The organism is Pseudomonas sp. CFBP 13727 (genome assembly GCF_014841915.1).
GTDB lineage: Bacteria > Pseudomonadota > Gammaproteobacteria > Pseudomonadales > Pseudomonadaceae > Aquipseudomonas > Aquipseudomonas baltica.
This window is the reverse complement of the sequence record NZ_JACYUT010000001.1, coordinates 230,972-244,080: the sequence shown is the minus strand read 5'-3', so window position 1 is coordinate 244,080 and position 13,109 is coordinate 230,972. Positions and strand designations below refer to the sequence as shown.

12 protein-coding genes are annotated in these 13,109 nt (G+C 64.6%); 8 read left to right on the top strand and 4 right to left on the bottom strand.

Annotated elements, in window-relative coordinates; genetic code table 11:
• The first annotated feature begins 45 nt into the window (after positions 1–45).
• The 4 genes from IFT76_RS01110 to IFT76_RS01095 all read left to right on the top strand — a co-directional run bounded on the left by IFT76_RS01110 (position 46) and on the right by IFT76_RS01095 (position 4,406).
• The gene (locus tag IFT76_RS01110; RefSeq protein ID WP_192057151.1) at positions 46–1,857 is read left to right on the top strand and encodes an ABC transporter ATP-binding protein; all 1,812 of its coding nucleotides are present in this window, start codon (positions 46–48) and stop codon (positions 1,855–1,857) included.
• A gap of 217 nt (positions 1,858–2,074) precedes the next feature.
• Positions 2,075–2,983 carry a glutaminase B gene (glsB, locus tag IFT76_RS01105; protein WP_122476984.1) on the top strand — a complete coding sequence of 303 codons (909 nt, stop codon included), beginning with the start codon at positions 2,075–2,077 and terminating at the stop codon, positions 2,981–2,983.
• A 341-nt stretch (positions 2,984–3,324) separates the two neighbouring features.
• Complete coding sequence (locus IFT76_RS01100; protein ID WP_192057150.1) at positions 3,325–3,930, top strand: SCO family protein; 606 nt, start codon at positions 3,325–3,327, stop codon at positions 3,928–3,930.
• Positions 3,930–4,406 (top strand): copper chaperone PCu(A)C, encoded by a 477-nt coding sequence (locus IFT76_RS01095; protein WP_192057149.1) that lies wholly within the window; start codon positions 3,930–3,932, stop codon positions 4,404–4,406. Before IFT76_RS01100 ends, IFT76_RS01095 begins: the two co-directional genes overlap by 1 nt.
• A 47-nt stretch (positions 4,407–4,453) precedes the next feature.
• Here IFT76_RS01095 and IFT76_RS01090 read toward each other — a convergent pair whose 3' ends face one another.
• The 3 genes from IFT76_RS01090 to IFT76_RS01080 form a co-directional block, all read right to left on the bottom strand.
• Positions 4,454–4,984, bottom strand: a complete 531-nt coding sequence (locus IFT76_RS01090) for a Dps family protein (protein WP_122476990.1) — start codon at positions 4,982–4,984, stop codon at positions 4,454–4,456.
• A 128-nt stretch (positions 4,985–5,112) separates the two neighbouring features.
• Positions 5,113–6,504, bottom strand: coding sequence for a heavy metal sensor histidine kinase (locus IFT76_RS01085; protein WP_192057148.1), 1,392 nt, complete (start codon positions 6,502–6,504; stop codon positions 5,113–5,115).
• Positions 6,497–7,171 (bottom strand): heavy metal response regulator transcription factor, encoded by a 675-nt coding sequence (locus tag IFT76_RS01080; protein WP_192057147.1) that lies wholly within the window; start codon positions 7,169–7,171, stop codon positions 6,497–6,499. Before IFT76_RS01080 ends, IFT76_RS01085 begins: the two co-directional genes overlap by 8 nt.
• A 134-nt stretch (positions 7,172–7,305) precedes the next feature.
• Here IFT76_RS01080 and IFT76_RS01075 point away from each other — a divergent pair, with 134 nt between their 5' ends.
• From IFT76_RS01075 to IFT76_RS01065, 3 genes are all read left to right on the top strand, one after another.
• Entirely contained in the window at positions 7,306–7,773 is a 468-nt protein-coding gene (locus IFT76_RS01075; protein ID WP_192057146.1) for a heme-binding protein, read from the top strand.
• A gap of 14 nt (positions 7,774–7,787) precedes the next feature.
• On the top strand, positions 7,788–8,189 hold the full coding sequence (gene uraH / locus IFT76_RS01070) for a hydroxyisourate hydrolase (RefSeq protein ID WP_192057145.1): 402 nt from the start codon (positions 7,788–7,790) through the stop codon (positions 8,187–8,189).
• 134 nt (positions 8,190–8,323) lie between these two features.
• Positions 8,324–9,292 carry an XdhC family protein gene (locus IFT76_RS01065; protein WP_192057144.1) on the top strand — a complete coding sequence of 323 codons (969 nt, stop codon included), beginning with the start codon at positions 8,324–8,326 and terminating at the stop codon, positions 9,290–9,292.
• On the opposite strand, the gene IFT76_RS01060 is transcribed toward IFT76_RS01065, so the two are convergent.
• Positions 9,287–11,551 carry a heavy metal translocating P-type ATPase gene (locus IFT76_RS01060; RefSeq protein ID WP_192057143.1) on the bottom strand — a complete coding sequence of 755 codons (2,265 nt, stop codon included), beginning with the start codon at positions 11,549–11,551 and terminating at the stop codon, positions 9,287–9,289. The two genes, IFT76_RS01065 and IFT76_RS01060, sit on opposite strands and share 6 nt — an antisense overlap.
• 418 nt (positions 11,552–11,969) lie before the next feature.
• On the opposite strand from IFT76_RS01060, the gene IFT76_RS01055 reads away from it, so the two are divergent.
• Entirely contained in the window at positions 11,970–13,103 is a 1,134-nt protein-coding gene (locus IFT76_RS01055) for a glycerate kinase (RefSeq protein WP_192057142.1), read from the top strand.
• The last annotated feature ends 6 nt before the right edge of the window (positions 13,104–13,109 follow it).

Below are 13,109 nucleotides of genomic sequence, written 5' to 3'. Positions count from 1 at the left end.
GTCATGGCCGCGGCCATTTATCTCGTTCAAGGAATGCTTTCGTCGATGCCTGCCTTCTCCCGCCTCAAGACTTTTCTGGGCCAGGCCCGGCGCGCCCTGCAGTTGGTGTGGGCGACCTCGCCCGGCCTGTTGCTGGGGTTGGTGCTGGCCACGCTGGCTGCGGGCATCCTGCCGGCACTGGCCGCCTGGCTGGGCCAGCGCATCGTCGATGCGGTGGTGGCGGCCATGCAGATGCACCAGCAAACCGGTGCGGCGCCCCTGTGGCCAGTGCTGCGCTACGTGCTGATGGAAGCCGGCGTGCTGGCATTGCTGGCCGCGGCGCAGCGCGGCCTGTCCGTGCAGCAGGCGCTGCTGCGGGTGCAACTGGGGCAGAAGGTCAATACCCTGATTCTGGAGAAAGCCCAGACCCTGTCGCTGATGCAATTCGAGGATTCGGAGTTCTACGACAAACTGGTACGGGTGCGCCGCGAAGCGTCCACGCGACCGCTGGCGTTGGTGAGCAAGTCGCTGGGGCTGGTGCAGAATCTGATCTCGCTGGTCAGCTTCGGCGTCTTGCTGGTGCATTTTTCGCCCTGGGCATTGGCGATTCTGGTGGTCGGCGCGTTGCCGGTGTTCTTTGCCGAAGCGCATTTTTCGGGGGATGCCTTCCGCCTGTTCAGTCGTCGCGCACCGGAGACGCGTCGGCATAACTACATCGAAACGTTGCTTTCCCACGAAGGCTATATCAAGGAGGTGAAACTGTTCGGTTTTGCGCCGTTGTTGCTGCAGCGCTACCGCGACACCTTCACCAAACTGTACAGCGAGGACCGCCGGCTGACCTTGCGCCGTGACGGCTGGGGCTTCGTGCTGGGGCTGCTGGGTACGGCGGCGTTCTACCTGGCCTACGCTTGGATCGTCATCGATACGGTGAACGGCCATATCACCCTGGGCCAGATGACCATGTACCTGGTGTTGTTCAAGCAGGGCCAGAGTGCGGTGAGCAGCAGCCTCACGGCGATCGGCGGCTTGTATGAGGACGGCCTCTACCTGGCTGACCTGTATGACTACCTGGCCTACCCGGTGCAGCCTGCGCAAGGCGATATCACCCAGGGCGTAAAGCCCGGCGATGGCCTGCGCTGCGAAGGGCTGGGTTTCAGCTATCCCGGCGCGAGCCGCGCGACGTTGCAAGGCATCGACCTGCACCTGGTACCTGGCAAGAGCCTGGCGCTGGTGGGCGAAAACGGGTCGGGCAAGACCACTTTGATCAAGCTGCTGACGCGTCTGTACCGTCCGGACCAGGGGCGCATCCTGCTCGACGGCAGCGACCTGCAGGAATGGCAGGAAGACGCGCTGCGTCAGCGTATCGGCGTGATTTTCCAGGATTTCATCCGCTATCAGTTCAGTGTCGGGGAAAACCTGGGGGTCGGTGATACGCGCGCGTTCGACGACACGCAGCGCTGGCGCGAGGCAGCGGTGCAGGGCACGGCCGAGCCGTTCATCGAAGGTCTGGAGCACGGCTATGCCACGCAGTTGGGACGCTGGTTCGCGGGCGGCCAGGAGCTGTCCGGCGGGCAATGGCAGAAGTTGGCCCTGTCCCGCGCCTATATGCGCCGCGATGCCGACATCCTGATACTCGATGAGCCCACCGCAGCGCTGGATGCCAGCGCGGAAGCGGCAGTGTTCGAGCATTTTCGCGAGTACGCCCAGGGCCGCATGACGCTGCTGATTTCCCATCGCTTTTCAAGCGTGCGCAACGCCGATCATATCGTGGTGCTGGAACAGGGCAGGGTGCTGGAGCGCGGCGATCATGAACAATTGATGGCCCAGCGCGGACGCTACGCGCAACTGTTCGACCTGCAGGCGCGGGGTTATCGCTGACCGGCCTACCGCATAACGCCCTTCGCGGCCGATGACCGCTCCTACAGGGGAAGCGCAATCCCTTGTAGGAGCGGTCTGTGGCCGCGAAGGGTGCGCTGCGGTTTTACCGGTTCACCGCGTGCCATTCTTCGCGGGCAGAGCCCGCTCCCACAGGAGGGCTGTGATTCGTAGGCGAGAGCGGCCGTCTATGGCTTGATCCCTTGATGCGAGTAGCCCGATGCAAGCGCTTTTGGTTGAGATACTGGATGCCGTCCGCCCCCTGATCGGACAAGGCAAGGTTGCCGATTACATCCCGGCACTGGCCGATGTGCCTGCCGCGCAGCTGGGCATCGCCGTGTATGGCAACGACGGCGAGGTGTTCAGCGCAGGCGATGCGCACACTCCGTTTTCCATTCAGAGCATCTCCAAGGTGTTCAGTCTGGTCCAGGCGATTGGCCATTCGGGCGAAGACATCTGGCAGCGCCTGGGTCACGAACCCTCCGGACAACCCTTCAATTCCCTGGTGCAGCTGGAGTTCGAGCGCGGTCGGCCGCGTAACCCGTTCATCAATGCCGGTGCGCTGGTGATCTGCGATATCAACCAGTCGCGCTTTGCCGCACCGGCGCTGTCCATGCGTGACCTGGCCCGACGACTGTCGGGCAACCCCCAGGTGATCGTCGACGGTCGGGTGGCGGAGTCGGAGTACCAGCACCGCGCGCGCAACGCTGCCATGGCCTACCTGATGAAGTCGTTCGACAATTTTCACAACGATGTCGAGGCCGTGCTGCGCAGCTATTTCAGCCACTGCGCACTGCGCATGGACTGCGTCGACCTGGCTCGCGCGTTCTGCTTCCTGGCCAATGATGGCTACTGCAAGCACAGTGGCGAGCAGGTGTTGAGTCGGCGCCAAACCCAGCAGGTCAACTCGATCATGGCCACCAGCGGTTTGTATGACGAGGCCGGCAACTTCGCCTACCGCGTCGGCTTGCCTGGCAAGAGCGGCGTGGGTGGCGGCATCGTCGCAGTGGTACCGGGGCAGTTCACCGTCTGCGTCTGGTCGCCGGAGCTCAATCCTGCCGGAAATTCCCTGGCCGGCATGGCGGCCCTCGAACTGCTCAGCGAACGGATCGGCTGGTCGGTCTTTTAGAAGTGCGGCGAGTCACGTTACCTCCGTAGGAACGGTCATCGGCCGCGAAGGGCGTGACGCGGTATGCCTGAATGACCGCGCTGCCCTTTTCGCGGCCACGGACCGCTCCTACGTGGAATCCCGGCACCTCCGTAGGAGCGGTCACCGGCCGCGAAGGGCGCGACGCGGTATGCCTGAATGACCGCGCTGCCCTTTTCGCGGCCACGGACCGCTCCTACGTGGAATCTCGGTACATCCATAGGAGCGATCATCGGCCGCGATTAAACAAAATGTGACAGGTTGCGGTGCCCAAGCGTAGCGTTGGCCTTTAAACTGCGGCCCTCTCCAGAGGGCACAATGGCATGAACGATTTTCCGACCCGCCGTCGAGTACTCGCCGGCATGGGCATCCTCGGTCTCGGCGCGCTGGCCGGATGTGGCGACAGCAACAAGCTGTCGTTCAAGCACGGCAAAGACCTGAGCAACGAGATCCTCGGCCGCACGTTCCGGCTCAAGGATCCGCAAGGCAACGAGAAGACCCTGTCCAGCTTCCGCGGCATGATGCCCATGGTCTTCTTCGGCTTCACCCAGTGCCCGGCCGTCTGCCCGACCACGCTTGCGCGGGCGGTCCAGGCCAAGAAGCTGATGGGCCGTGACGGCGACCGCCTGCAGGTGATCTTCATCACCCTGGACCCCGAGCGCGACACCCCCGAAGTGCTCGACGCCTACGTCAAGCTTTTCGACCCCACCTTCGTGGCCCTGCGCGGCACCCTGGAACAAACCGCCGATGTCGCCAAGGAGTTCAAGGTGTTCTACGAAAAGGTCTCGATCGGCGACACCTACACCATCTCCCACACCTCGACCAGTTACGTCTTCGACTCCCGCGGCGTGCTGCGCCTGGGGTTGTCCCATTCCCTCACCGCACAAGAGTGCGCCGAGGATCTGCTCACCGTAATGGAAGTCTGCTGATGAAACCCGTTGCCAAGAAGAACACCGTCCGCCAACTCGCCACGCTCGTCGCAGCCCTGAGCCTGACCGGCTACGCCATGGCCCAGACCACGGTCGAAGATGCCTGGGCGCGCGCCACTGTGCCAGGGCAACCCGCTACAGGTGCGTTCATGACCCTCACAGCGGACTCCGACAGCACCCTGATCAGCGTCCAGTCACCCGTCGCCAAAGACACGCAAATCCACCAGTCGACCATGAACGGCGACGTCATGAGCATGCTCCCGGTCGACGAAGTCAGCCTGCCTGCGGGCGAGCCCGTGGTATTCGATGCCAATAGCTATCACGTGATGCTGATGGGTTTGATAACGCAGGTGAAGGAGGGCGACGCGGTGCCATTGACCTTGAAGATCAAGAACGCACAAGGGGAGGAGGAAACTCTGGAAGTCGAAGCCGTGGCCAGGGCACTGAATGCCCCCGACCACGCTCATGCTCACTGATGTAGTGACGCGGGGCTGATGCCAGCGTCAAACACCCACCACAGGCATTACTTGCCGACGGTCTGACCCAGGAACCAGGCGCGTTCTTCGGCCTGGTCGATCCACTCTTCCAACAGGCTGGTAGTGGACAGGTCGTTGGCTTCGTCGGTGACGCCGTGGGTGGTACGCATGTAGGCAGCCAGCGACTGGTTGTCGTCATGCAGCTCGGTCAGCATGTCTTCTGGCGACAGGTCAGCCACTTCGCTGCTGGCCAGGCGCTTGAGTTGCACCATCTGCTCCAGCGAACGTACGGTCGGCTCGCCGATCTTGCGGGCGCGCTCGGCAATCACGTCGGTGATGGCGTAGATCTGGGTCGCTTGCTCTTCCAGCAGCAAATGATAGTCGCGGAAGTGCGAACCTTTCATGTGCCAGTGGTAATTTTTGGTCTTGATGTACAGCGCGAACACGTCAGACAGCAATACTGCCAGTTCCTGACCGACCTGGGCCTGGTTCTGCAAGCTGGCGCCTTCGCCTTTCTCGGCCTTGGCCTTCACGGACGATACGGTCTTGAGTTCCTGTTTCACATTGGCAACGGCCATTTGAAATCTCCTGGTACGGGTTTGCGGGATTGGGTCTGTAACCACTATGGAAATCGACCGCAGGCAAACCGGTATTGCTCAGAGATATTTTCTATCCAGCCGATGAAGTGTCGCTATGACCCTGCGTTTCACGACTCCAAAGCGCCTTTATCGGGAAAACTCAAAGTGAAGCTGGTCACGCCTTCAGCGCTGTGGACACTGACGCTGCCGCCCACCAGAACCATGATCGACTGCACGATTGCCAGGCCCAGGCCACCCGAGTCTCCCGGTTCCGTGCGCGACGGGTCGACGCGGAAGAAACGATCGAACAATCGCGCCAGATGCTCGGGTGCAATGGTGTCGCCTTCGTTACGCACCGTCAGACCAACGAACCCAGCCTCGTCGTGGCGGCTGAGCAGCACCGTGGTGCCGGGGCGGGCATGGCGGACCGCGTTGGCGAGCAGGTTGCCCAGAGCCCGCTGCAGCAATTGCAGGTCGGTCTGCAGGGTGCCGTGCAGCGCGTGCTGCAGAGCGGCACCACGCTCGTCGGCGAGCAGCTGGAAATAATCACAGAGCTCTTCGCCCAGGTGGGTGAGGTCAATGGCCTGCAAGTGCACCGGCCGCTGCCCGTGGTCGGCACGTGCCAGAAACAGCAGGTTTTCCACCATGCGGTTCAGCCGCTCGTACTCTTCGATGTTAGAGCCGAGCAGTTCCCGGTATTCGTCCACGCTACGAGGCTGGTTGAGTGCCTGGCCGGTGCTGCCCAACAGGTTATGCAGCGGCGTGCGGATTTCATGGGCGAGGTCTGCGGAGAACTGCGACAGCCGTTCGAAGCCCTGTTCGAGCCGCACCAGCATGCCGTTGAGCGCCTGGATCGGTGCCTGCAGCTCCACCGGCGCGGCGGTATCGGCCAGTCGCCGGTGCAGATTGCGCAGATCGATCAACGCCAGCGCGTCGGCCATTTCGCGCAACGGCGTCAGGGCACGACGCACCAGCAACAGGCCGATGACCCAGGCCAGCAGCGCCCCGGCAGCCACTGCCAGGTACAGACGCAGTCGGTAGCTGGCCAGGATCGCCTCGCGCTCGTGCAGGCGTTTTCCGACCATCACCGTCAAGGCTTCGCCGGCTGGGCCCACAGCGTCGCCGGCCAGCAACGAGGCGCCGTGGTCCAGGCGAATGTCGGACCGGCTCGGCTGCCGAGCCAGACCGATGCGCGGTGGATCGCCTAGCGCCTCGCCGTGGGGGTTGATCTCGAACACCACGCTGCCATCGGCGCGACGTACGCGCAGCACGCTTTCCTGATTGCCGAGCATGTTCTGATACAGCTGCGGACGCTGCTGCAGTGCGCCCAGGCTGTCGCTGTCGTGCAGCAGGGTACGCACCTGCTCGAGCCGTCCGAGCAGCGCGATGTCGTCGCGGTAGGCGATCTCGGCCGCCAGCGAACGGTAGAGAAACACCGCGACCACGCTCATCACCAGTGAGCAGACCACCGCCACGGCCAGCGCCAGGCGCCAGGCCAGGGAGTGGCGGCGTTCACTCATCCAGGTGCTCCAGCCGGTAGCCCACGCCGCGCACGGTGTGAATCAGCTTGGGCATGAACGGGTCGTCGACCTTGGCCCGCAAGCGTCGGACCGCCACTTCCACCATGTTGGTGTCGCTGTCGAAATTCAGGTTCCACACCTGAGAGGCGATCAGCGTGCGCGACAGCGCCTCGCCGGGCCGGCCGATCAGCATCTGCAGCAGGGCGAATTCCTTGTTGGTCAGGTTGATGCGCTGTCCACCGCGGCTGACCCGGCGGCGCAGTACGTCCACCTCCAGGTCTGCCACCTGATAATGCTCGACCTCGCGCACCGCGCCCCGGCGCAGCAGCGTTCGCACGCGTGCCAGCAGTTCGGCGAAGGCGAACGGCTTCACCAGGTAGTCGTCGGCGCCCAGCTCCAGCCCACGCACACGGTCTTCGATGGCGTCCTTGGCGGTCAGGAACAACACCGGTGTCGCGCCTTGCTGACGAATCAGCTTGAGCAACTGCCAGCCGTTCAGGCCGGGCAGCATGACGTCCAGGATCACCAGGTCATAGGGCTGCTGCTCGATCAGGTAGCGCCCATCCAGCCCATTGAGCGCCACGTCCACGGCAAAGCCGGACTCACCCAGGCCCTTGGCGAGAAAATTCGCCGTTTTCGCTTCGTCTTCAACCAGCAACACACGCATCGTTCAGCTCCTGTACCCGCGCATAGGCTAGGCCCCCGGCGGCCGATTGCCTATTACAAAGTTGTAATCGCTGTGACGGGGTTCTGTCGTGACCGGATTGCTAAGGTACCAGCCACTGATCACGGAGACGCTCGATGAAAGCCCTTTGCATGACATTCACCCTGGCTTGTCTGCTCACCACCCAGGCCCACGCCGCCCTGGCCCAGCACCCTGACCTGGACCTGGCGACCGCGCAGCGGCTGGCCAATGGCAGCGGCTGCATGGCCGCCGTGGCGGTGCTGGACCGTGGCGGCAACGTCATCGTCCAGCAACGCGGCGACGGCGTTGGCCCGCACAACACCGAGGCCGCGCGGTTGAAAGCCTACACCGCGCTGTCGACCAAGACGCCGACGCGGCTGTTCGCCGAGCGTGCCCGCAACAACCCCGAAGCCGCCAATCTGACCTCGCTGGGGCAATTGCTGCTGCTGGGCGGCGGCGTGCCGGTCTACGAAGGCAAGCAGTTGGTCGGTGCGATCGGCATCGCCGGTGCCGGCGGCGCCGAGCAGGACGAAACCTGCGCAATCAAGGCCACCGAATCCGTCGGTCTGGCCATTCATTCTTGAAGGAGCAATACACCATGTTTAAGAAAATTGTCCTGGCCGCCAGCCTGGCCTCCCTGTCCAGCCTCGCGATGGCCGCCAACCCCCTGAGCGTGCACGTACTGAACCTGGAAACGGGTGTGCCTTCGGCCGGTATCGAAGTGACCCTGGAGCAGCATTCGGGTAACCAGTGGCAACCGTTGGGGCAGGGTGTGACCAACGAGCAAGGCCGGATCGCCGGCCTCTACCCGGAACAGCGCACCTTTGCGCCGGGTGAATACCGGGTGGTGTTCAAGACCGGCGACTACTACCGCAAGGTCGGGCACGAAACCTTCTTCCCGGAAATCCCGGTGATTTTCGAGGTGAAGAACACCGAGCAGCACTATCACATTCCCCTGCTGCTCAGCCCCTACGGCTTCAGCACCTATCGCGGGTCCTAGTCGCAAGCCCCTGCCGTCATCCTTTCACGGTCCGCGGAAAACTATTGCCCCGTACGTGCGGTCTGTTGCACCAGAGCGGGCGTCGCAGGGCAGGGCGCTGGCACATTGCGCAGGATGATGGCGGGTATCAATAGATGAAGCAGCTTGATCTGCAGGTCATACAGCAGGCCCGGACCTGGCTCGGCCAGGGCCGGGGCGTATGGCTGTGCACGGTATTGTCGACCTACGGTTCGGCCCCACGCGGGCCGGGGGCGATGCTGGTCGCACTGGATAATGGCGAACATTGCGGATCGCTGTCCGGTGGTTGTGTGGAAGACGACTTTCTGGAGCGTGTCGCTGCCGGTTATTTCACACCAATCAATCAGGTCGTGCGCTACGGCGACGGCGGCCTGGCGCCGACCATGGCGCTGCCTTGCGGCGGCGTTCTCGACGTGCTGGTCGAATACCTCGCGCCTGATGCAGCCACGCTGGAGCATCTGGCGCACATCGAACAGGCTTTCGCCGGCGGCGAACTGTTGGCGCGGCAGGTGGTGCCTGGCAGCGATCGGCGCAGCATTCGTGCAGGGCACATGGGCGATGCACGGGTGCAGGTCAGCGACGAAGAAATCTGCATTCGCATCGGCGCTGTACAGCGCCTGATCCTCGCCGGCCTGTCGCCGGTCGCCGAATTCTGCGCGGGGTTCGCCCTGACCCTTGGCTATGAAGTGATCCTCTGCGAGCCGCGTCCCGAAGTGCTGGCTCGTTTCGACCTGCCCGGCGTGCACGTGCACGAAGTCTTGCCTGCGGTGTTCATCGCCGAGGGCGGCTGTCATTCGGCGACCGCCGTGGTGGCGTTGACCCACGACCCTCGACTCGATGACCTGACCCTGCTCGAGGCGGTGCGCACACCGGCTTTCTATATCGGTGCAATGGGCTCGATGCGGACCAGCGAAAAGCGCTTCGAGCGTCTCGAGCGCATCGGTGGGCTGGACGCGACCACCCAGCAGCGTATCCACGCACCGATCGGCCTGAACCTGGGCAGCAAGACGCCCGCCGAGATAGCCTTGGCCGTCATGGCGGATATCCTGCGCGTGGCCAACGGAATCGACCGGCAGCGTCTATGATCGCCTGGCAGGTGCCTGAAAGCCCTTGAGCCGCAGGGCGTTGGCCAGTACGAACAGCGATGAAAGTGCCATGGCTCCCGCCGCGACCTGCGGTGACAGGGTCAGCCCGTTGACCGGGTACAGCAGCCCCGCCGCCAGTGGAATCAGGGCCGCGTTGTAGGCGAAGGCCCAGAACAGGTTTTGACGGATGTTGTTCAGGGTTGCCGTAGACAGGGCAATGGCCGTGGCCACCGCGCCGAGGTTGTCCGAAATCAGCACCACATCCGCGGCTTCGATGGCGATGTCCGTACCACTGCCCACTGCAATGCCGACGTCGGCCTGGGCCAGCGCCGGTGCATCGTTGATGCCGTCACCCACGTAGACCGTGAGGCCATACTCGCGCTGCAACGCCTGGACGGCGGCCACCTTGCCTTCTGGCAGAACCTGCGCCACCACCTGATCGATACCCAACTGGGTGGCGATGGCCTGGGCGGTTCGGCGGTCGTCCCCGGATATCATCGCCACTTTCAGGCCGAGCCGGTGCAAGGTCTGGATAGCCGCCGGGGTAGTCGACTTGAGCGGATCTGCCACGGCGATCATCGCGGCCAGTTGGCCGTCCACCGCCGCATACAACGGGCTCTTGCCCTGTTCGGCCAGCGTCTGTGCAGCGCTGGCGAACGGGCTCGTGTCCACGCCGAGTTGCGTCATGTAGCGTTCTGCACCGATGGCTACGTCCTGCGCGCCGACCCGTGCGCGCACGCCATGGCCGGTGTGCGCCTGAAAATCCCGGGCCTCGGGCCAGTCGAGCCGAGCGTCCTGCGCCGCTGTCACAATGGCCCGTGCCAACGGGTGCTCGGAGAGTGCTTCCACGGCTGCGAGCAAAGGCAATAGCTGCTCGCGGGTGAAGTTGGGCAGCAGTTGCAGGTCGGTCAGACGCGGTTGGCCTTCGGTGAGCGTGCCGGTCTTGTCCAGTGCCACGACTCGCGCGCGGCTCAGTTGCTGCAATGCTTCGCCCTTGCGCAACAGAATACCCAACTCGGCGCCACGGCCGGTGCCGACCATGATCGAGGTGGGCGTGGCCAAGCCCATCGCACACGGACAGGCGATGATCAGCACGGCCACCGCATGCACCAGGGCCATGCCCAGGGCTGGGGTCGGGCCAAGCCAGTACCAGCCGATGAAAGTGGCCAGTGCCAGTGCCATGACCACCGGCACGAACCACACGGTCACCCGGTCCACCAGCGCCTGGATCGGCAACTTGCTGCCTTGGGCCCGCTCGACCATGGCGACGATCCGCGCCAGCATGCTGGCGCTGCCCAAGGCTGTGGCTCGAAGCTGCAACGTGCCGTTCTGGTTGAGGGTACCGCCGACCACTTGGTCGCCGGGCTGCTTGCGCACCGGCATGGGCTCGCCGGTGAGCATCGACTCGTCGACGAAGCTGTCGCCGGCGAGCACCGTGCCGTCCACGGCAATCCGCTCGCCGGGGCGAACCTGCACCACGTCGCCCTGTATCAGCTGCTCCAGCGGGATTTCGATGAAGCCCGCCTGGCGTTGCACATAGGCAGTCTGTGGCTGGAGCCTGAGCAGGCGCTTGATGGCTTGGGACGTGCGGCCCCTGGCGCGTGCTTCGAGCGTGCGGCCCAGCAGGATCAGGCAGATGATCACGCACACCGCTTCGTAATACACGGTGGCCGTAGCGCTGGGTAGCAGCTGCGGGGCGAACGTGGACACCAGGGAAAAACCGTAGGCGGCGAGGGTGCCCACCGCCACCAGCGAATTCATGTCTGGCGCGCCGCGCAGCAGCGCCACGGTGCCTTTGAGGTAGAAGCGCCTGGCACAGGTGATCAGCACCAACGTGGTCAGGGCGAACTGCAGCAGCCAGTTATCCTGCTGGCTAAGGTGCAGTTGGATCCAGGCGTGGAAACCCGGTATCAGGTGCGCACCCATTTCCACTATCACCACGGGCAGCGAGAGCATCACCGACCAGCCCAGGTCGCGCCGCAGGCGCGCGGCGTCCTGTTGGCTTTCCTGATTGGCCTGGGCCATGGCGTCTGGAGTGTGCTCAAGCGGCCTGGCGCTGTAGCCGGCCTTGTCGACGGCGGCGATCAGGGCCTGGGCGTCCACGCCGCGGCCTTCCACGCGAGCGCGCTCGGTGGCCAGGTTGACCGCCGCTGCCGTCACACCTGGCACCTTGAGCAAGGTGCGCTCGACCCGACCCACGCACGACGCGCAGGTCATGCCGTGGATACCCAGCTCGACGACACCTTCGTTTGCTGCCATGACGTTTTCCTCCTTCCGTCCCATGCCTGGACTGTGACCCTTGCCACCATGGGAAGGTCAAGCCCGCACTCCCATGTGGGAGCGGGCTCTGCCCGCGAAGGCCACACCGCGTTCCACCAGGCACACCGCGCCAGGCCCTTCGCGGCCGATGACCGCTCCTACGCTCCCATGTGGGAGCGGGCTCTGCCCGCGAAGGCCACACCGCGTTCCATCAGGCGCACCGCGCCAAGCCTTTCGCGGCCGATGACCGCTCCTACGACCCATGTAGGAGCGGTCCGTGGCCGCGAAAAGGGCACCGCGGTGCATCAGGCACTCCGCGCCAAGCCCTTCGCGGCCGATGACCGCTCCTATGCGTGACGGCAGTCGCGCGGAGGCGGTGAAAATGGCAGCATGGGCGTACAAGAACTGGAGAACTGCCATGAAGATCGTCATCGCCCCTGACTCATTCAAAGACAGCCTGAGCGCCGCCGACGTTGCTTCAGCCATCGCCCGGGGCCTGCGCCAGGCCCTGCCCGAGGCGCAGCTCGTCGAGCGGCCGATGGCCGATGGCGGCGAAGGCACCATGCAAGCCATCATGGCGGCTTGCCAGGGCGAGCTGCGCAGCCTCGTCGTCGACGGCCCCCTGGGCGAGCCCACCCAGGCCCATTGGGGCTGGCTGCCCGACGAGCGCACCGCCGTCATCGAAATGGCCGAAGCCAGCGGGCTGCAACTGCTCCAGCGCCAGCAACGCGACGCCTGCAACAGCAGCACCTATGGCACTGGCCAACTGATCGCAGCAGCCGTGGAGGCCGGTGCACGACGCATCATCCTCGCCATCGGCGGCAGTGCCACCAATGATGCCGGCACTGGCATGCTCTGCGCGCTCGGTCTGCGCCTGACCGATTCTCAGGGCAGTGAATTGCCCCGTGGCGGCCTGGCGCTGGCACAAGTAGCCAAGGTCGACGCCAGTGGCCTCGACCCACGTCTGGCCGATGTACAGTTCGAAGTCGCCGCAGACGTCGACAACCCGCTGTGCGGTCCCCACGGCGCCTCGCACATTTTCGGCCCGCAGAAGGGCGCTACACACGAACAGGTGCTGGCCCTGGACAAGGCTTTGGACCACTTCGCCGATCACTGCGTAGCGGTGCTGGGCCAGGACTGCCGTGACGCGCCTGGTTGCGGCGCAGCAGGCGGCATGGGCTTCGCGGCCAAGGCCTTTCTCGGTGCCTCGTTCCGCCCAGGGGTCGAAGTGGTAGCGCAACTGGTGGGCCTGGCCGATGCCGTCATCGGCGCCGACCTGGTGATCACCGGCGAAGGGCGCTTCGATGCCCAGACCCTGCGCGGCAAGACGCCCTTCGGCGTGGCCCGCGTTGCGCGCGCTGCGGGTGTCCCGGTGGTGGTGCTGGCCGGCACGCTGGGCGAAAGCTACCAGGACCTGTACGCCCATGGCATCGATGCCGCTTTTTCCCTTGCGTCCGGCCCGATGACCCTGGAGCAGGCGTGCGCCGAGGCCAGTGCGCTGCTCAGCGATCGCGCCCGCGATATCGCCCTGCTTTGGCAGCTGCGCGGTTAGGACGCA